The following is a 21,216-nucleotide window of genomic DNA, read 5'->3' on the forward strand; positions in this document are numbered from 1 at the left end:
CGGATCGTTTCGTAAATCTTAGATGTCCTTCACCCGCAGTACACGCATGGCGTTCAGGACAGCCAGTACGGTCACCCCTACATCAGAGAATACCGCTTCCCACATGGTGGCAATTCCGAACACACCCAGCAGCAGGAAGATCGCTTTGACACCCAACGCAAAACCGATATTTTGCCAGACAATGGTTCGTGTCCGTTTCGCAATCCGGATCGCACTTGCCAGTCTGGATGGTTCATCCGTCATAATGACAACGTCTGCCGCTTCGATGGCGGCATCCGAACCGAGTCCACCCATCGCTACACCTACATCGGCACGTGCCAGCACCGGTGTATCGTTAATGCCATCACCGACAAACACCATTTTCTCTTTCGGTGATTTGGCAGCTTCGAGGCGTTCCAGCTGTTCAACTTTATGGTGTGGCAACAGCTCAGCGTAAACTTCATCGACACCCAGCTCGCGCCCTACAGCTTCACCAACAGCCTTGGCATCCCCTGTCAGCATGACCGTTTTGCGGATGCCGAGCTTCTTGAGTGCCTGAATGGCTGCCGCCGCATCGTCCTTCACCTCATCGGCAATGATCAGGTGACCGACATACGAACCCGATTCGGCAACGTGCACCACCGTACCCACGGTTTGTGGAGTCGTGTAGGAGATGCCTGCCTGCTCCATCAATTTAGCGTTACCAGCAAGCACTTCACGTCCATCCACACTGACCTTGATACCATGTCCAGCAACCTCATCGTAATCGTCCACACCCTGGGTCCGGATATCCTTTGCCCAAGCTGCGCGAATGGATTCAGCAATCGGATGATTGGAATGGGCTTCGGCAATGGCAGCAAGCTCCATCAATTCATCTTCCGTACGTCCAGCTTCAGGGCGGATAGCTGTTACTTTGAAAACACCTTTGGTTAGTGTACCCGTTTTATCAAAAACAACGACTTTGACATCATTCAATGCTTCAAGGTAGTTACTTCCTTTGATGAGTATACCGTTACGCGAGGCAGCTCCGATGCCACCGAAAAAACCAAGCGGAATGGAAACGACCAGCGCACACGGACAAGAGATCACGAGGAAGACCAGTGCACGATAGATCCAATCGGCGAATGTCGCACCACTGAGCACCAGTGGCGGAACAAGCGCAATCAAAGCGGCAAGAATGACAACAACCGGCGTATAATAACGGGCAAATTTGCTAATAAAATGTTCCGTTTTGGCTTTGCGGCTGCTCGCATTCTGCACCAGGTCCAGAATTTTGGATACTGTGGATTCACCAAAGGTTTTCGTTACTTCAATGGTCAACATCCCGTTTTTGTTCACGAACCCACTCAGTACATCACTGCCGGGCTCCAGTTCCCGAGGAACCGACTCACCCGTCAGAGCAGATGTGTCCACCATCGAACGACCTGCCTTGACGATCCCGTCCAGAGGTACTCGCTCACCCGCTTTAACCAAGATGCGATCTCCAATGCGCACTTCTTCCGGAGAAACCCGCTTGGTCTCTTCTCCCGTACCGATCAGCATATTGGCATAGTCCGGGCGAATATCCATAAGCGACTGGATGGACTTCCTTGAGCGATTAACCGCCATCCCCTGAAACAGCTCACCAAGCTGATAGAAAAGCATGACCGCAACACCTTCGGGGTATTGACCAATGGCAAAAGCACCAATGGTGGCGACGGACATGAGGAAGTATTCATCGAACACCTGACCGCGAATAATATTTTTGAATGCTTGAAGGACGATATCTCCCCCTGCAATCAGATAAGCGATAACATAGAGTGCAAGCTGCGCCCATCCTTCCAGCGGAGACCAGATCGCAGCTGCTACCAAAATAGAACCAGCCGCAAGGCGTGCCAACAGCACTTTTGTCTGCCCAGCGCCATGTTCATGCGAGTGTCCGGCGTGCGCGTCATGGTCCTGACTGTCTGCATGATCGTGATCGTGCCCGGTATGACTTCCATGATCATGCGCGTGACCTTGGACGCCGTGTTGATGGGCGTGGTCGTGTGCATGATCATGGTCATGGGAATGACCAGCATGATCGTGACCGCTTGAAGCCTGTTCATGCGTGTGGGCTCCGCTGCCTGCATGTGCGTGCACATTGCCGTTGGCATGGTTTATTGAATCGGCAGCAGCACGGCTGCCTTGTGATGATTTACCTTTTTCCGAAATACGAATATGCGGCTCCAACCGAAGCACTTTGCGCTTCGCTTCTTCCACCACCTGCTCATCTATATCGGATGTGGTGTGCATGGATAAGGTTTTGGTTACAAAATTGACCGAGCATTCGGAAATACCTTTAATTTTTTTGACTCCATTCTCAATCTTCAATGCGCAGTTCGCGCAATCCAATCCATCCAGCAGCAGTTCCCTTTTCACCTGTTCCTGTCCGGTTCCCATGTGAACTCTCCCCTTTGCAGTACGTAAAGCAAAATTATCCGTAATTTTTTTGATCTTACAATCAATATATGAGCAATCATTCATATGTTTTGTTACCCCTATTATATGCACGCTTAAACACGAGTGTCAACAATTCCAGTTGATTTTTCATACAGAATATGCTAATAGTAATCATTTCGCTTTAGACGTTTTTTGGATATAATAGGCTTATCGAAGAATATTTGATCAAATCAAAGGTTGAGTTAATATAGGTGGTGATAGGAAATGGAACAACCGGTTAAAGCTCCAGCCGAATGCGACGCGGCCTGCTCTGGAACAGAGGCTGACGTGCAGACCATCCGTGCTTCTCTGATGGATCGCGAGACCTCTTCCGAGATGGCCGATTGGTTCAAGGCTTTCAGCGACCCGACTCGGCTTCGTATTATTGATGCGCTGTTGCAGAAGGAATTATGTGTGCACGATCTGACGGTGCTGCTCGATATGGGACAGTCGGCCATTTCGCACCAGCTGCGGTCACTCCGCAACATGCGGATCGTCAAGCGGCGCAAAGAAGGCAAGACCGTGTATTATTCACTGGATGATGCACACATTGAGCAGATCTTCCTGCAAACGCTCCAGCATATTAAACATGGCTAGGCATTAGCCTACCTGTTCACACAACAGAACCCCCGCCTCTCGGCTGTTAGCCGATGGACGGGGGTTCTGTTGTGTAAGGGCACCGTTTTGCTAAAAAGAAGTTTATTACGGGTTCAGCTAAGGTCTTACCCACTCCGGTTACAATAGATTGTTATTCTTCGGATCATACAGTCCGGATCGTTCCTTGAACCAGTTGAAGATATGTGACACACATACTTTCAGCACCGCGTATCCCGGAACGGCCAGCAGAATGCCCACCACACCGAACAGATTACCTGAAGTCAGGATGACAAAGATAATGGTAATGGGGTGAATTTTAAGCGTTTTGCCCATAATCTGAGGTGAGATGAATTTACCCTCAATTAATTGCACGACCGTCCACACCGCTACCATCTTCAGCAGCATGAGCGGAGAAGTGACCAGAGCCACGATCAACGCAGGCGTTATCGCGATTGCAGGTCCCAGGTACGGTACAACACTCGTGAAGGATGCGATAATCGCAAGAATCAGCGCATAGTCCAGACCAATAATCATATAACCAATGTAGAGCAGAATACCAATGCAGAAGCTGACGATAATCTGTCCACGAATGAACGAACTAATCTGGTGATTGATATCTTCCAGCACATGCATTGCACCTGTACGACTCTTGATTGGCAGGAAAGACAAAATTTTGGATGGAAGCTTCTTGCCATCTTTCAGCAGATAGAACAGGATAAACGGAACCGTTACAATGGATAACACCGTCTCGGTGAACGCTCCGAGGAATCCGCCCAATTTAGTCCAGGTCGAGTTCAGAATTTCAGTGGCTTTCTGGGAAATTGTACCCCACCAGTCCTGTGAATTCAGATTCACCGTTTCCTGGAACTGACTGAACAGCTGACTGCCCGTAAGTTCTTCAAACTGATGCTTCACCGTCTCACTATACGTTGGGAAATTCTCGATCAGCCCCGTAATTTGGTTACGCACGACCGGAATGACCGCCAGCACGACGACTGTCAGGATGCCGCCGATGGCGAGATATAAAATCAGAATGGACCAGCCTCGCTTGAACTTCCACTTTTCCATGACATCCACAATCGGATTCAGCAGGTAATAGAGAATACCCGATAGAATAATCGGCAGCACGATCGTCTTGATCAGCACCGCGAGCGGGTGCAAAACAAAGGATACTTTGGTAAGAACCATCACGTTCAGTCCTACCAACAGCAGAATTAACAGAAAAAGGACGAACTTGTTATTCAGAAAAAATCGCTTAAACCGATCCGGCCAAATGCGGGGTTGCTCAGGTTGCTCCATAGGCGTGTCTTCCTCTCTTATGTATCCTTTATCAAAGCATAAGCTGTAAACCTACATGTTTCTTGACTGCGCATAAAGTTGCTTGTACAAGCCAACATATGTGTAACACATTGAGTTTATACGTACAGGCTGTTTAACCGTTTCAAATTAGACCGGTAAGTTCATTTTACCCTAAAAAGATCCTTCTGCCCCATACGAACTCCTTTGAAAAATATCCCTACCAAAAAACGGCTCATCTCCAAAGAGACAAACCGTTATTATGTCAGCAGAGCCTGATGCCTTTGCTGCTTGTCTATACTTTTGTTAAAACTTTTACTTATGCTTTACCAGCCAGCTGAGCGATCAGCTCATATGAGTGCAGACGTGCCTGATGATCATAGATCATCGACGTAATAATCAGCTCATCCGCTTGCGTCTGAGCAATGAATGATTCCAGCTGACCGCGCACGGTCTCGGGAGAACCGTTCACAGCTGCTTTCAGCGTCTGCTCTACGCCAGCTTTCTCACGATCCGTCCATTTGCCTTCCATATCGGCTGGTGGCTGCACCAACCCGGTTGTCCCACGAATAATGTTCAGGAACTGCTGCTGCATCGTCGTACCCAACCATGCAGCTTCTTCATCGGTATCCGCAACGACTGCATTTACACCCACAATAACGTGAGGCTCCTTCAAGTGATCGGATGGCTGGAAGCTGCTCCGATACGTTTCAAGTGCAATCCGGGTGTAATCCGGTGAGAAGTGGCTGGCAAAAGCAAACGGCAATCCCAGCTGGCCTGCGAGACGAGCACTGAAATCACTGGACCCAAGCAGGTAAATCGGGATATTTAACCCTTCACCGGGTACAGCTCGAACAGGCGCATGATACGATGTGGCAGAAGCATCAAAGTATGCTCTAAGCTCTGCAAGCAATTCCGGGAAATCTTCACCGCTGTTCAGATCTTTGCGTAGTGCAAGTGATGTCCGGCGGTCACTACCTGGCGCACGGCCAAGTCCAAGATCTATACGGCCTGGATACAGGGATTCCAATGTGCCAAACTGCTCGGCAATTACAAGCGGCGCATGGTTAGGCAGCATGATTCCGCCTGAACCGAGACGAATGGTCTTCGTTCCACCTGCAAGGTAACCGATGACAACCGAGGTCGCGGAAGAAGCGATGCCAGGCATGTTGTGATGCTCCGCTACCCAGTAACGGTGATATCCCCAACGCTCCGCATTCTGGGCGAGATCCAGACTGTTGCGAAGCGCATCCGCAGGCGTGGCACCCACAACGACAGGAGCCAGATCCAGAATGGACAATTTAACGTCGTTAATATGTTTTTTATGGGATGAAGCTGTGTTTTCGGTAGACATGATAGAAAATTCTCCTCTGTAGTCATATTTTTATTTTTGTATATCCAGATATATAGATTTAAAATCGCAAAAAAATGATGTGACAGAGTTGCTTCTCAAGCCGTTTACATCCGGACGGAATACCTGCTTGCACCTGCATTCTTGCTTCCGTCTCGGCGTCCGGCTTATAGCTCGTGCTGTACGTACTCGGCAAATTGACGAATGGTTTCTTCGTTGCGGCGATAATACGTCCACTGTCCCCTGCGCTCGGAGATCAGCAACCCGGCTTTGAGCATCGTCAGCAGATAGCTGGATATGACGGATTGAGCCAGTCCGGCTTTCACCTGAATCGTTCCAACACATATGCCGTTCTTTCCTGCATCCGGATGCTGGGATAACTCCAGCGGTGGAAAGTGCTGCTCCGGGTTTTTGAGCCACAACAGAATCTGTCGACGTGTCTCGTTGGATAATGCTTTGAATATGAGTATAGGTTCCATGGGTAGATTATACCGCCTTTCTTTCATTTTGCAAACCAAACAGACCGATTCGATGAACGAACCGGCCTGCCAAAATAGTGGATAGTTCTTTTCATATACGTAGACATCTATGTATATTCAAGCGTTTTTATAGAGAGCAAGCCCTGGACCTTCCATAGAGGAACAACCGGGGCTCGTTAGGATTTATATGATTTATATATAAACAACAGTTTCGTTAGTCTTTAATCAATCCACTGAGTGATTTTCTCCAAAGGCTGACGGGATTTCTCTCGTGGCGGATCTTCCGCGCGATAACCAAAGGCTGCCATAACGGAAACATCCCAGAGTCCATCCTCCAGCAGTCCTTCTTCTTCCAGAATGCGATGTACGCCCTCATAGTTAAACCCTTCAATTGGGCAGGAATCGATACCAATCAGCGCTGCCGCAGTCATCATATTGCCGAGAGCAATGTAGGTTTGTTTGGACGCCCAGTCCAATAAAGTACGGGGATTCTCCAGCATTCGTTGGTTCTTTTGAAATTTGCCATAAGCTTCACGGGTCAGCTCAAATACGTCATCCGGCATGCCCTTGATTTCTTTCAGCATATATTCTGCGTAAGGTGAATTATAACTAGCATCGGATCGCGCCAAAATAACAATAAAATGGCTTGCCGCCGCCAATTGTTTTTGAGCCCCGGAAGAGACTTCGGACAGACGCTTGCGCAAGTCCGGGTTCTGCACAATCAGAAATTTCCATGGTTCCAATCCGATAGAGCTTGGTGACAATCGTCCCGTTTCCAGAATATACTCGAAATCTTCTGCTGAAATGATACGTGAAGCATTAAACTGTTTGGTTGCATGCCGAAAATAGTAAGCGTTCAAGACGTTTTCTTTCGTAATGGCTTTTGCCGAGGATTCCATATGATTCGCACATCCTTTTCTTGTTTATGTTCATGTTTATGGTCTGAACTTGAATGCCTGAGTATTATTTTAGAGTTTATAATCAAAATATAAAAGTACGCACAATAATGTTTCTTGGTATATAAAAGTAACTATTGTTTCTAATAAGTTTTTTTAAATAATCAAGTGCATGCCCTGTTGTAACAAAAAAACAAGTCGCCATGGATCTGCTGCTCCCCAAGGCGACTTACCTGTAATTCGTATCAGAGGTTATTGTGATCACGACAATTACAACTGTTCCATGAACTCATTTTCCGAGATGACCGTAAATCCCTCTTGCCGCAGCAAAGCAGAAGTAACCCCTTCGCCCACGACTTTGTGGTTGGCAAAGTTGCCATCGTAGATCATCTGTGTACCGCAGGAAGGACTGAATTCTTTGAGCACCACACAGCTGACATCCAGTTTTTGCGCCCATTCAAGTGTCTGATAGGCTCCTTTAATGTACAGATCCGTGACGTCCTTGCCACTCTTCTCAATTACCTTGGCTGTACCTGCCAGCACATCCTTGCCCGTACCGCCGATAATTTCAGCTGGCTCCCGCGGGGTGGAAAATCCTCCAAGCAGCTCCGGGCAGACCATCTTCGCCTGTTCCTGCTCCACAAGCTCCTGAATCTTTGCATCCAGACTCGCTGTTCCGTTGTAACGGCAGGCTACGCCAGCAAGACATGAACTCACCAAATATTTCATCGTTATGCTCCTTATACTCCATCCAACTATTAAATTGATTGTACCATATGGAATCAAGTCTTAGAGAGTATCCCGCTTGATCATTGTGATACGAGCATCTTCATTGTACTCAATCTGAAAGACATCCGTGGTAGATTCAAGTTCAAATGAAACGATTCCGAGCGTTTCCGGCATACGACGGAGTTTATATGCTTGAAGATCAACTTTGAATATTTTCTTGATTATAGGTGCTGCCTTTTCCCTAAGGATGGATTCTTTCATTTCAAGCAGTTCCTTATGATAAGCCTCCATTTCTTCCATAGTATTCAATTCTTTTCTATTATACTTCGCATTCATAACGGAATAACTTAAACCAGACTTTCCTTCAGTTGTTTGTACAATATAACGATCTCCAAAATTAAAAGTAAATGTATCCTTACCATTCTCATCATCTTTGGTCCGGTGTATGCTCGTCAGATCGGGAGCAGTTTTGCCAGAAAACGCCTCAATGGAATCCTCTGCATACGTCAAAGCAGTTTGGGAAACTTGATCAGGTTGGACATCACCTGAAACGGAGATCGCTGCATCCTGCAACCAAATGATCTCTCCATAGCTTTCTTCATTCTCTAACGATAGATTAGTATACGATTTCGGCTCCAATTCGCCCTGCTTCATTCCCACATATCGCTTGGCTGAGAGTGGTTTAAGTGCAGGGTCGCCACCAATACCTTGAAGCAAGGACGGAACTTGACGCAAATAACGATGCTCAAGCTCATTAGCCGACATCTCCCGTCTCATCTGTACCTCACGTAGATTGCCTGTTGCCGCATCAAGCCAGATCAACGCATATTCTGCATCGCCCTCTTTTCCAGCCTCGACGGAGACTCTTCCGGAGACAGGCAGGTCCTGCACTTTGGATATGAGTAATTGTTTGCCAAGATAGTCTCGCATCGTGACGGCTACATTCTTTTTCATCTTGTCTGTCAGCAAGTTCATACCGGCATCATCCGTAAATCGCAGCGCTGCTGTAGGATATACTTTTTCAATTACAGGCTCCACAATTTGTCCGTTCCAGAGAACGAGTACCGCTGCCAAGGCCACAACTGTCGTGCACGCCATAATGGCCTTGCGGGAGCGAAGACGGCGTCTACTTTGATTCGATCGAACGTGTTGCTCGCTAGACTTATCGGGAGCATCACTCATTTTCTGTCCAGATCCCGATTTCAGCCAGGCTACCTGGCGAAGTACGTTCTGTTTATGCTCTTCGGTAAAAGGAGACGCCGCAAACGGCTCCTGCCGGACTACTTTTTCCCATTCGTCATCGATATGTTTCATTCGCTTCGCTCCTCCCACTGTTTCCGTACTTTGGCCTTCGCTCTGGATAGTCGCGATTTGACCGTTCCCGCGCTGATGCCCAGCATGTCCGCAATTTCCCCTGTCGTAAGCTCATACTTCAAATGCAGCAAAAGCAATTCCCGGAATTTGTCCGGCAGAGCCATGATGATGTCCCAGATTTCATGAACGTGCTCCCTGCTGATTGCCTCCGCTTCGGCAGAGGGGTGAACATATTTTTCTGGCTTCATCTCACCCCGGCTCGTATTAACCTGTTCCGTGTGGATTGGCAGTGTCTCTCCCCATAAACTACTGCGAAAAAATCTGGATTTCCGGTATGTAAAAGTCGTGTTCCTAGTAATAGTCAGCAGCCATGTCTTCAATGAACATTCCCCACGAAAATGGGCGATCCCGGAATATGCCCGGATAAACACTTCCTGTGACAATTCATCCGCCTGCTCGGTACTTTTGGTCAGAAAGTACGCGTAGTTCCATACGTCATTCCCGTAGTCATCCATCAAGCTGCTAAGTGTATAATTGTCGATCGTCTGAGCATGTGCCAGATATTGATAGTCCAACTGATGTTCACCTCACTTAATAAGACTTCGTCCATTCGGGTTTGGTTCCCAAACGGTTTATTTCTTTCCCCTCTCCTGCAAAATAAAATAAACCAGCACGGTCCACATGTGCTGAACGCGCTGGTCTATCTATGATAATACTAATAAACTTCATTCCGATGCCGTAGCTGATCACGCCTTAACCGCAGCAATCATGAGAAACATCGGTCGACGACTCTCGTCTCGCATACCAGGAATTTGTTCCATCATCTCCGGGGATGGTTTGGACTCGGCTACCTGTTGAATGACAAACCCGGCCTGAATCAATTCATTTAGATGCGTCGCCAGCGTCCGGTGGTATTTCACCACGTCCTGATTCAGAAAGTTCGCTACCCGCTGCCCTTCCTCATGATAATGATCCACAGGCCAGTGCAGTATCTCACCCCCAGGCCCATAATGCCAGTCCTGCTCCGCCCGCGCCGTGAAGATGGGATGTTCCGCAGACAAGACAAACGTGCCTCCCTGAACGAGACATGCATTGATTTTGGCGTATACCTGATCCAGACGCTCGATATAATGCAAGGCCAGTGAGCTGATCACCACATCAAATTGTCCAGGTGCAAAATCAATATCCTCAATCGCCATCCGCTGGTACTCGATATGAGGGTCATCCGTCATCTCGCGTGCACGTTGCAACATATTTTCAGACAAATCTAAGCCAAACACTGAACGTGCCTGTTGCTCACGTGCATATCGACAGTGCCAGCCAAAGCCGCACCCCAGATCCAATACGTTCTTGCCCTTTAATTCAGGCAGCATCGTTTGCAGTTCATGCCACTCGCCAGCTGCCTTCAGTCCTTGGGTGGATCTAGCCATCTGACAGTAATTGCCGAAAAATTCGGCTTCATCATATTTGTTTTGTTTCATAAACAGATCCCTCCCGTGTCATAAAAGATGATCCATTAACTCTATCATATAAACGATAATCTTTTGGAAAAGTTGCCAACCAAATTCACACCATGTTATTATACAGAACGAACGTTCAGTATAATATAATACAGAATGAACATTCAGTATACTAACGGAGGTCACCATGAACACAAATTGGACGCATCCACTGGAAAGGCAATCTGTAGGTAAGGCTTTTGTAAGCTACCTCGTGCCTTCCGTTCTGGGTATGCTGGTTATCGCTTTTAATTTTATTATCGACGGCATTATGGTTGGGCACAAACTGGGTTCTACAGCGCTGGCCGGAATCGGGATTGCTTCTCCTGTCTACACGCTTTTTGTAGCCATGTCGCTATGGATTGGAATGGGCGGAGCTACCTTGTATTCAACCTATATGGGCAAGAAGGACCCCACGACAGCGAAGCAGATTTTCACCAAATCCATTACGATCATTTTGCTGATTACGATGGTCATCGGATATACGGCCTATACATTCAAAGATAAGCTGGTCTACGCCCTTGGAGCCAATACCGAAACTTTCCCGTTTGCTGAGGACTATATGAATATTATTTTGTTGTTCGGTTTCGTCTTCACCATTGAGAACGCACTCACTATTTTTGTTCGGAACGATGGTAATCCCAATACATCCATGTATGCTCAGATTACGTTTGCGGTAGCCAATATTGTGCTCAATTATATAACGTTGTACGTGCTGGAATGGGGTGTCCGTGGCGTTGCGATTGGTACAATTGTATCGGCATCTCTGGCGCTTCTCGTCTTGCTGACTCATTTTTTCAAAAAAACGAATAATCTTAAATTGACCCGTTTCAAATGGAATGCCAAACTGCTGGCTTCCATTGTACTCATTGGTTTCCCCAGCTTTCTGGCTGAACTGGGCATGTCCGTCTTCTCCATCTCTCACAACATCTCACTGGACCGGATTGCGGGCACGGATGGAGTGGCGTCTTTTACAGTCTTGAACTATATTCATGGTGTTGTACTGCTGGCATTTCTCGGTCTGGCGTCCGCTGCCCAACCTCTGGTCAGTTATTATCATGGGGCCAAACAGATGGAACGGGAAAAACAGACCATTCGCTTAGCCTCCAGAACAGCTCTGGCATGTGGGGTCTTGCTGTTAATCGTTGTACAATTGGGCGCGCCCTATTTTGTGCAAATCTTCGGGAACTTCAGTGACAGCGTGACGGATAACGCCGTGTACGGTTTGCGAATATTTACTTTTGCATACTTGTTCATGGGTATTAACTTTGTCATGAGCACGTACTTCCAATCTGTCGGGAATGCCAAAATGGCCATCTGGATTACAGCTGCACGCGAGATGATTATTATGGTTGCCTTGATTGTTATCCTCCCTTCCTTCTTGGGTGTCACTGGTGTATGGCTTGCCGTTCCGTTATCTGAAATGGTGGTTCTGGTGACTATTGGGATGTACTATAAAAAACGATCCATCTCTGAACGGATAAACGGTTTAACGATTGAATAAAGCATATAGACAACCAAAGACCTGCTTGATCTATAGAGATCAGGCAGGTCTTTGGTTAAGCTAATCAGCTCTAACTTACCAATTTGCTCGTTCGTTTAATATATTTTTTATAAGTTTTATATTCCCTCTTATACCCGAATATCAAATCGGCCATTGCTGTCCGTTGTTGCATTTGCAACTTCTTGCGGGGATGCTGCTTGCATGCCATTGGTTGGTGGTTTGGCCGGCGGCGCTTCTTTGGTTCCGGTTGTACCGCTGCTCTGGGAGCTTTGCTGCGAGATTTGAGCTTCGATTTGCTTAATTTGCTGCTGCAGCTGCTTCGTTTTGGTCTCCTTGGTTTTCTCATCGTCCTTGCTGGATTGTACTTTCTCCAATTCGGCCTCAAGCTTAGTCTTTTGTTTCTCCAACTCACTTGTACTGTTCGAACTGGATGAAGACGTGGATATGTAGGATGTCGTGGAACTTGCTACTGAAGAAATATTCATTGTTGATCTCCTCCTCTTTCTTGGTTCCACTATATCCCATCCAGATGGAAGGAACGTTAAATTCAACTGAAAGGTTGCTGAAATTGTGGCTCTAAGTCCAGAGTGCTCCAAGCACAGCGCAAAAAAGACGAGCCATCGGCCCGCCTTCATGCTTCTTTTCACATTACTTGTGATTGAAAGATTCCTAACTTCTCAACCTTATTTGGACAATCCATGGGCTTCTCGGATGAGTGAGAAATATTCATCCGCCTTCACAACCTGGAATTCTGCTCCAAGAGATTCCGTGATCGCCAACACATCTGATGGTGTCATGCTCCACGCGTTGATCCCAATCGAAACAAACTTTGAAGATTTGCCATCCCAGTCTTTCTTTACATCAGTCAATACATCTTTACCATCCTGAACCGTTGAGATGCCTCGCATAATAGATACCGGAAGGCTCCCATTCATGATTGTAATATCGTCTTTATCTTCCCCTGCCAAGAAAAGACCTTTGAGTTTATAATTTTTCTCATACGCAGCTGCCGTCGACTCGCTGAGCGGAATGTCTTTTCCAAGTTCCCGATTCAGCACATAAGGGTACGACATGTCGGTTTTCTTAAGATACGAATAAGATTGTTTCAGGTATTCCGGAAATGTCTCCTTCGGCCAGACATGCGGATTGAAGTAGCTCGCTCCAGATGGTCCTGCGATAAGCAGGTCATTTTTCGTTGCAGTTGAACGGTAATAATTTAGAACGGCAGGAGCTGCATCATACAGCAGCGGACTTGAGGTCCAGTTAATAGGTACTTTGCCCCGAGCGGGGTCATCCCATAAGTTACGCATATGATTCAGGTCGTATTGCAAATTGTCGCCTTCGCCAAAGGTATAGGTCACGTAAATTTTATTCTCGAGCTTAGTATCAACTCGTTTAGGTGTCGGTTCTTGTTTTACTTTTGTTCCTGAAAATACGGTCATGTTATGAAACCAGTCAGAAGGTATAACATAGACACTATGACGAGACGTTAGTTCGAGGCCAGCGACCTCCCCTTCGAAATCATTGTCGAACCATCCCATATAAGGTGTCCCCGGCTTTACGTCGGACAGAATCTTCTCGAAAAGCGCCTTTTCCTCAGGTACACTTGTTGACAGCCAGAAGACCATTGCTTTGTTTGCTACGGCATAATCACGTAGAAAACCATAAGGTTCCTTCTCTTCAGATGAGAGTGGTTTAATATTGCCCGCAGATACTTTGTATTGGTTCCACATTTCAATCGATACTGTTAATTGTTTCGTATTGGCTGCAGGGGTAAATTCGTATACAAAGTAATTGCCGTGATCTACGAAGCGGTGATCGCTTCCAGGTAAAAATTTGGAGTTATGTCGGTCATAGAGAAACATTTCTTCCTCGGAGGTACCCGTTTTAAAATCTGAGATGACCTGTCCATCTGCCTTCACAGTCACTTGATGAACGGCTGGCCCCCAGCCATCCTGAGGAAAAGCATCTTCGAAGCGGAGATAGACAGCCTCTTTTCCCAAATAGGACGACAAATCATATTCAAATGTTTTCCGATTACTTCCATCACGTACTTGTTCCTTCTCGACAGCAATCGTTTGGAACGAATCAAAATTTCCTGGCGGGATCGGGATGGATGTGTCCGGACTCAATCCGACCAACATTCTTTTCGTCGTTTGGCTCCAAAGATTCTCATATTGCCAATTGTATGCATCCATACGATTCTTGAATTTTCCTTGTAAGTCTTCAAGTACCGACAGGTTATACGGTGCAGCAGTTAATTGTTGTGCAAGTTCGGGACTCGCGACAACGGCATCTTTTAGTCCAGCAAGTGTAGTTGCCACATTAATGGAGTCCGGCAACTGCGGATCATATACAATAATGCCTTTAATCTCTTTTGCATATTTCTTGAAAACATCCATAGCGTTGTCATATTGCTTATATGGAACCTTTAAGTCCTTCAGCCATGGGTCAACTTTATTCTGTAGCACATAAATTCGTGGCTTTTCCCGATTCACAACTCCTGAAAGAGTTGTCAAAAGCAATTTGATATCCCCCTGTGCCTCATATACATTGGCAACATCCAGGTGTTCGACTTTACCGAAGTTTGGAAGCGCTTGATTTTTAGGCCATTTCAAAGAATCCACATGCTTTGAATCATTAGAAGCAGCAAATGCGCTAACCGAGAACACTGTTGTGCAAACAAGGGTAATACACAAAACCGCTAACTTACGAATCATAATTTTCATTTCTCCTTTTAATGTGATGTGAAATGTGAAGTCATGTGGTGCATGTGCAGTAATGGAACAAACAGCGTCCTCTTCTTATACACTCCCTCCTCGGCGAATAAGTCATTTCATTTATATATTAAATATATAATATATAACTTTCAATACCTTTGACAAATGTTCCTTAAATTCGACATTTAACAACAAATTAATTAACTCCCTCAATTGTATGATGTCGTATTATTTACATTTTATAGCTTAAACACGTCCTTTTTGAATCGGTTCATTTATATCCTGAATAAGTATATTAAATATATATTATGAGGCGATATAGTTATAAACAAATAAAGAATGACCGGACCTTTTAAAGACCAGTCATTCTTATCATAAAAATTGAAATATAGTCCCTATCCTAGCGCTCGCCGCACCAACCTCACCTGTCCATTCATCCCTGAAGGAAGTGCTGATTTTCCATATAAATTCTCCAGTGTGTTTGCTGCATGAATGTTAATTTTATTATTTCCTTCTTGTACATATGGCGTTATGTTCCATTGGTAAGGCGGCCATAAACGGATGCCTGCTTCAATATCATTCACATACAAACATGCCGTCTCCCTTATATCTTCAGCTACCAACCATAATTCATCATTTGCAGTTAAGCTGACATCAGTCAGGTCCACATGTTGTGAGTAAAATCCTGTGCCCGAATAATAAGGATAGCCAGCAGAACCCCAACCTCCAGCCACATGTTCCACATCGGAAGTTAACGTAGTATGATCTTCTATTGCGAATGGACCAATCAGAAATGCTGGGAATGAAATAGCCGGCATCGGTTCCAGTAAAGAAACCGTCAGAATCTCCAGCTCATTCTCGCCAACCAACAAATGCGGTGTGATATCTACACTGTCGTAATAAGCGTCCTGCCAAGAAGATGGTTTCAATGCTTCCTGGCGTATACCATTGACGAAGATTTCAAGATTCCTTCTACGTGACAGAAAGCCGATATGAGATGGAATCTTCTGCTCTACATCGTCTAGAATCAACTCAATCTTGGCCGATTGTTCTTTTCCTGACTCATCGGCATGACCCGAATCGCTCTGTGATTGTACAATCTCGATCAATTCTTGCGTCATCATAAACCTAGTGCGATACGTATTCACTTGTCCAGGCATCGTGGCGTTCATCCTGGACTGTCGGTCATTCAACGTCACATGCCATTGATCTAGCAGAAGAACGTTGGGGTCGGCAGTTTTGAACTGCCACTTCTCATCAAGAACTACCACATCCGTAGAAGTTCGCTCTCCATTGTTCATTTGTTCTTGCGGAAAGGACGGACGCTCATGAGGTCTTACCGATAGTACTCGCAGCTCTCCCGGCACAAATGAAAGAACCGCTTCACAGTCTAACCGACGTACTCCCCCGCTCTCCAAGTCCCATTCTTCCAAGTAATCCTTATTTTCTCTTGGATCAAGCTTAATGGTCACTGGCTGATCCGACCAATTCACAAACCACACATACACATGATCCCCGATCTTGCGTTCCACCCTAATCAGATCTTCAGACTGCCCTTTTATCAGTTTATAGGGAATAGCTCGTGGTTCTCTTAACAAATCACATAATAGAGCACAAAATGCTTCCAATCGATCCCCAGCCTGATCGCCTTCATGAGCAGAGTCGTTCATGGAATAGAACATGCTGTGTCCCTTGCCAACAGCATGTAATTTCCCATGCCGACGATCGGAACTGAATAACTCACTCATATACTTCAGCAACTCTGGATCTTGCCGAAGGGCCTCACTATGCTGTGGAGTCGTTCCTACTGCAATTAGAGTGCCTCCTTGCTTCACAAAGGAAACGAGTTGTGCAGCGATGTCCTTAGACATGACCTCAATCTCTGGCATAATCAAAATCGAATATACATTCTCATTCCCGCCAAATCGATACCCTTCTCCATCCACGAGGGTGGCATCGCGAAGCTGACATTCATCTACATAGTCATAGTCGACGGACCCGCGCAGCATGCGATCCGACAGGAGCGAGAACAGTACATCTGAAGAAGGATGCATATTCGATTCACCGGATGCGAACATATTTTGGTACACCGTATGAATAGGCGATAACAGGAGTACCTCTGGCGTTCGTATACCGCTTGCACCTAGCAGACTCAATCGACCAATATAATCGGCAAAAGCTCTATAATGCGGCCAATGCGGTGCATGTTTGAATTCCGTCGGAGGGAAATCGGTCTTACGATACCCGGCAAACGAATAATAAAACGCATGCGGAATAAACAGATTCACACCTAAGAATGCCATGAAATTGGCATCGAGTCGTCTCTGACGCATGGAATAGCCGTGACCGCTTGCGCCAAAAGATTCACATATCACTCGTTTCTTCCTATCCAGCTGCGCTACAGAAGCCGCTGTCTTAACGGACACGATGCGATGCGGATTCTCCTTTGTACCGATTCCAGGAGTCAGATAATCCACCCCTGCGTAGTGGAACTGCTGCAATACCCGGGTCTGATTGCCTTGAGACCTAGCCTGTCCCCAGACCGGCTCCTCCAGCGTATGACCGATATACAGCAGTCCATGCCGCTCACACCAAGTACGAATCGCAGCATGATAGCCCTCAACATACCAGCGCGTAATCGTATCATAATATTGCTGTTTCGTTGACCGGCTGCCATCTGCCATGTTATATAACAATGCGCCCAACCGCGGGATAAGATCATACCCATTCTCATGTTGATACCGCTTTGCCATCCCATGTGTCCATGCGAAGACCATGCCCGGCAATGTAGCACCCACATCATCAACAACCGTTCGGATCGCTTCCACCCCGGAGAAACCATCATGAATCATGAGCCCTGGCTCGTCGGTAAATACCCCTTGAATTGTGGAACCGAAATATTTCTGCAATGGCAGAAACGGTTCATAAGACATTTGAATGAAGGTCTGAACGGCTTCCGGATTCAACGTATCGAGATAGTACCCTTTGGCAAACGTGATTCCTTCAGCGATTTCACAGGACCAACAGGCCAGCACGATATAAGTATCCTCCGTATCCGACTTCCAATCCTGCCCCCATAAATGTGTGATATCTTCCGGTTCATCATAGAGCAGCCACTCCCCATCATGGTGGACGGAACGATAAGCCAGAATGGCGATAAGCTCATTGTGATCATAAGAGGCAAAGTCCAGCTTCAATCCTTCCTGCTTAGGACCTCGCGAATATCTTTTTTCCTCAATTCTTAAGTAACGCATGCGATATTCCGGATGCTCACGTGTTAGCTTACCGCCTAGAGTTCCGCTCGGCCAATTATCCTCATCGTACAGCCAGACGACCATATTGCGTTTCTCGCACTCTGTTGTACAGAACTCCAACACTTCCATAAATTCTGGCGACAGGTATGGGGTTTGCATACCATGACGCGCATGCAGCACAACCCCACCGACTCCCGCTTCAAACATCGATTGAATCTGACTCTCGAGTTCCGGCTTCTCAAGCTCATGATTCAGAAACCAAAAAGGCTGTGGGCGATACGTTGCATCCGGGTTTTCGAATTGCTGCTTTAGCTGTATTAGGTCCGTACAAACTTCCTCGATAATGTTATTCACATTCATCACCTGCCTTCACACGAATTTGCCTGTAGAATCTTGCATGAGTAATTGAATGAAGAAGCCACCGACAACAGAACGATTCTGGAAATTCATCTGCTTTGTGGTGATGGTGTCATACCAATCCGTTACCGGAACACGAGCCGAGGTTTCATTCATGAAATCCCATAGAGGTGAGATCAATGACTCAAACTGTGCTTGTGTTGAACTCATGGAGGCACACCATACCAGCCAATCCGATTTGGTATACGTTTCACGGCTATCCAGCGGCAGGCCATAGCGATTTTGTTTATGCATGTAGTATTCAAGCTCTTTAACAGCGACTTCTTTTGGGAACAGGTGTAAGTCAAGCAGATGGTCCCACACCAGATTGTATTTCATGCTCCATGAATCGGCTGGACTGTCAAAAGTCAGCTTATAGTGATCCCCGGCATCTGCCATGGTCATCCATTCATGCGCCATTTTCCGAGCGGCTTCAAGGTAAGCGGCTCCTTCCTGCAAACCGAGCTTGTCACACATGTACGAATAAGCAGCAATGCCTAATATAGCCTTAATAGATAGATTTGTATTGTGTGCCAAATGTCCGGCGAAGTCATCGGTGCACAGCTGGTTTTCAGGGTCGAGTCCATTCTGAAGCAGATACCCCGCCCATTTCGTAAGAGGTCCCCAGTGTTCACGGGCAAAATCGATATCCCCCTCATACTTGCTCACCGCAGCAGCCATCAAGAGCATATTTCCGCATTCCTCAATCGGCATCTGGTCTTCCAACTTGTTTTCACCATATACCTGACCGTTGGCTTTCGGATAAGTTCCTACGTCGTGAGGCGCAAAATCAAATGTCCAATCACGGCTCATGGCATACTTATAAATCGGACGCATCATGCCCTTGATCAGTTCCGGGTTATATCTCAGGAACAATGGAATCGACGGGTAACTGACATCCACTGTAGCGATACATCCATTACTGAAGTTCTCTTTGGAGAAAAATAAAACATCTCCCGCTTCATCGGCAACCAATTTATGCGCGGCAATCGCCTGTCTGTACGTAAGCGCCAGAATATCCCGGTACTTCTCACCGCCTGCGGCTTGGCTCTCTGCCAAGAGCTCACGATTAAAGCTGTCGCATCGTTGCTGGATCTCTTCATATTGATCAGCTGCCATCAGCAGCATTTCATGAAACGTCAATCCATTTCTTTTCCAATAAGCATTCAGAGGTTTATGAAAGTATTCAATCGCACGAACATCGTCATACGCAAGCATCAGGTACTGCGATAACGGTTCTTCCTGTATTACACCCAGATTGATCTCTGTTGCCATGACCGTCATGTTATCGGAAACAGCTCTCGGCTGGTGCTGATCATCCTCTGTCGGCAATTGACTGGTTCGTACATACAACTCTCGACTTGTCACGGAATGTATAACCGTCTGGATACGAGGGGTCTGAGGAACAGCCAGAACCATATATCCCCAATCAATTCGTGTATCATCACCAGCAAGCTGCAATACGGGCTGTTCGACTGTACCCATGGACATTGCATTGAGTTGTCCCTTGATCACGTGGCGTTCCCAGGTCACTTGCTGATCCGTTGTATGTACACACCATTCGCCGGTGACATCGAAGTAAATCTTGACTTGATGGGATTTCCCATCGATAGATTTTGCTTGAAAAGTCACATACGTCACAGGTCGGGATAACAGATCCAGATCATCCAACAATAAAGGCGTGTTGAACTGGACCTGAAGTTCAATCCCTCCCCCCTGAAAGGTGTATCGAGTCGTTACCGGCTCCACCGTCAGATCGGTTTGAACGAGTGCTTCCGGCTCCTGAAATTCAGATTGATCCCGCAATGCCACTTTCCCCATAAATCGTCTGGCCTTACCATCAATGATCGCAAGCCCAACCATGCCATTCGTTTTGTTCGTCCAATGTCGGGTATGATCTTCATACAGATGGTCTGCAGCGGACCATACACTAAAATAAGGATCTACGGTTACAAGAGGTACAGATGGAGGTCTGAAATTTGTCGTCATATGAATACAACTCCTTAAAGTAAAGTCAATATCAAGAATAACGAATTCCACGGATGTATTTTTCATAAAGAGTGGACACCCTCACGCTCAAGCAAAACAACGAAAGGCTTCGCTCCCTCGTTTACCAAGGTGCTGCGAAGCCTTTCGTGTTACCGGGCTCCCTTAATTATGGAAGTCATCAGTTCGGCATCTGAACGGTCACCACGTCTTTACCTTTCAGATTTTCGTTCGTGAACTGCATGGCTTGATCATATCCGGTCTTTCGGAGCTGCTCGCGAAGGTCATTGATAATGCCCATCGCCGCTTCATCTGATTTCGCAAAGATTGCTTCCTTCCAGGCATCATTGATCCGGTCCATCGAAGGTTTCAGCATTTCCCATTCGGGCGCTTTGGTAATCACATCGCCCGGGTTATAGGCTGTAATCACCTGAATGCCGTTAGGTCGCAGGATTTTGCGGGCTTGCTCCATGGCATCGAGACGTTCCTGATCGGCCCAGATATCTCCGCCAGCAGCGGAATTGATGCGATCAAGCCCCGTAATCGATTCCAGGCCGATGCTAATGCCTTCGTTCTTGCGAACTTTTCCCGATTGATCTGCCGTAAACTTATCAAACCACTCTTGATTAGCGACAGGTTTACCATCTTTCATATCCCAATGAACGCCTTGAACTCCGTATCTCGCCAGCATGAAGCCTTCATCGGAAGCCATATAATCCAGGAACTTTAGCGCCGCATCTACACATGCGCCCTTGC

The 21,216-nt window shown here is 46.6% G+C and carries 15 protein-coding genes and 1 pseudogene; 2 read left to right on the forward strand and 14 right to left on the reverse strand.

Going from position 1 to position 21,216, the window contains the following annotated elements; genetic code table 11:
* Positions 1-18: 18 nt before the first annotated feature.
* Positions 19-2,400 carry a heavy metal translocating P-type ATPase gene (locus AMS66_RS04585; RefSeq protein WP_053779669.1) on the reverse strand — a complete coding sequence of 794 codons (2,382 nt, stop codon included), beginning with the start codon at positions 2,398-2,400 and terminating at the stop codon, positions 19-21.
* A 264-nt stretch (positions 2,401-2,664) separates the two neighbouring features.
* On the opposite strand from AMS66_RS04585, the gene AMS66_RS04590 reads away from it, so the two are divergent.
* Positions 2,665-3,036, forward strand: coding sequence for an ArsR/SmtB family transcription factor (locus AMS66_RS04590; protein ID WP_053779670.1), 372 nt, complete (start codon positions 2,665-2,667; stop codon positions 3,034-3,036).
* A 138-nt stretch (positions 3,037-3,174) separates the two neighbouring features.
* Here AMS66_RS04590 and AMS66_RS04595 read toward each other — a convergent pair whose 3' ends face one another.
* From AMS66_RS04595 to AMS66_RS04630, 8 genes are all read right to left on the reverse strand, one after another.
* Positions 3,175-4,335, reverse strand: a complete 1,161-nt coding sequence (locus AMS66_RS04595) for an AI-2E family transporter (protein ID WP_053779671.1) — start codon at positions 4,333-4,335, stop codon at positions 3,175-3,177.
* Between the two features lie 316 nt (positions 4,336-4,651).
* Positions 4,652-5,686 (reverse strand): LLM class flavin-dependent oxidoreductase, encoded by a 1,035-nt coding sequence (locus AMS66_RS04600; RefSeq protein WP_053779672.1) that lies wholly within the window; start codon positions 5,684-5,686, stop codon positions 4,652-4,654.
* A 164-nt stretch (positions 5,687-5,850) separates the two neighbouring features.
* Positions 5,851-6,162 carry an ArsR/SmtB family transcription factor gene (locus AMS66_RS04605; protein ID WP_053779673.1) on the reverse strand — a complete coding sequence of 104 codons (312 nt, stop codon included), beginning with the start codon at positions 6,160-6,162 and terminating at the stop codon, positions 5,851-5,853.
* A gap of 221 nt (positions 6,163-6,383) precedes the next feature.
* Complete coding sequence (locus AMS66_RS04610; RefSeq protein WP_053779674.1) at positions 6,384-7,061, reverse strand: NAD(P)H-dependent oxidoreductase; 678 nt, start codon at positions 7,059-7,061, stop codon at positions 6,384-6,386.
* A 267-nt stretch (positions 7,062-7,328) separates the two neighbouring features.
* Complete coding sequence (locus AMS66_RS04615; protein ID WP_053779675.1) at positions 7,329-7,787, reverse strand: DUF523 domain-containing protein; 459 nt, start codon at positions 7,785-7,787, stop codon at positions 7,329-7,331.
* Positions 7,788-7,847: 60 nt separating this feature from the next.
* Positions 7,848-9,101, reverse strand: coding sequence for a hypothetical protein (locus tag AMS66_RS04620; protein WP_053779676.1), 1,254 nt, complete (start codon positions 9,099-9,101; stop codon positions 7,848-7,850).
* Entirely contained in the window at positions 9,098-9,676 is a 579-nt protein-coding gene (locus AMS66_RS04625) for an RNA polymerase sigma factor (protein ID WP_053779677.1), read from the reverse strand. Before AMS66_RS04625 ends, AMS66_RS04620 begins: the two co-directional genes overlap by 4 nt.
* A gap of 171 nt (positions 9,677-9,847) precedes the next feature.
* Positions 9,848-10,582, reverse strand: coding sequence for a class I SAM-dependent methyltransferase (locus tag AMS66_RS04630; RefSeq protein ID WP_053779678.1), 735 nt, complete (start codon positions 10,580-10,582; stop codon positions 9,848-9,850).
* Between the two features lie 166 nt (positions 10,583-10,748).
* Here AMS66_RS04630 and AMS66_RS04635 point away from each other — a divergent pair, with 166 nt between their 5' ends.
* Positions 10,749-12,104 carry an MATE family efflux transporter gene (locus AMS66_RS04635; RefSeq protein WP_053779679.1) on the forward strand — a complete coding sequence of 452 codons (1,356 nt, stop codon included), beginning with the start codon at positions 10,749-10,751 and terminating at the stop codon, positions 12,102-12,104.
* A 128-nt stretch (positions 12,105-12,232) separates the two neighbouring features.
* On the opposite strand, the gene AMS66_RS04640 is transcribed toward AMS66_RS04635, so the two are convergent.
* The 5 genes and pseudogenes from AMS66_RS04640 to AMS66_RS33460 all read right to left on the reverse strand — a co-directional run.
* Positions 12,233-12,589: a FlxA-like family protein gene (locus AMS66_RS04640; protein ID WP_053779680.1), complete on the reverse strand. Its 357-nt coding sequence runs from the start codon at positions 12,587-12,589 to the stop codon at positions 12,233-12,235.
* A 198-nt stretch (positions 12,590-12,787) separates the two neighbouring features.
* On the reverse strand, positions 12,788-14,824 hold the full coding sequence (locus AMS66_RS04645) for a GxGYxYP domain-containing protein (protein ID WP_053779681.1): 2,037 nt from the start codon (positions 14,822-14,824) through the stop codon (positions 12,788-12,790).
* A 395-nt stretch (positions 14,825-15,219) separates the two neighbouring features.
* Positions 15,220-18,438 carry a glycosyl hydrolase gene (locus AMS66_RS04650; protein ID WP_053779682.1) on the reverse strand — a complete coding sequence of 1,073 codons (3,219 nt, stop codon included), beginning with the start codon at positions 18,436-18,438 and terminating at the stop codon, positions 15,220-15,222.
* A gap of 9 nt (positions 18,439-18,447) precedes the next feature.
* Positions 18,448-20,463: a glutaminase family protein gene (locus tag AMS66_RS04655; protein WP_053779683.1), complete on the reverse strand. Its 2,016-nt coding sequence runs from the start codon at positions 20,461-20,463 to the stop codon at positions 18,448-18,450.
* A gap of 178 nt (positions 20,464-20,641) precedes the next feature.
* A pseudogene (locus tag AMS66_RS33460) lies at positions 20,642-21,216 on the reverse strand (extracellular solute-binding protein); the annotation flags it as partial.

Source organism: Paenibacillus xylanivorans, assembly GCF_001280595.1.
Classification (GTDB): domain Bacteria; phylum Bacillota; class Bacilli; order Paenibacillales; family Paenibacillaceae; genus Paenibacillus; species Paenibacillus xylanivorans.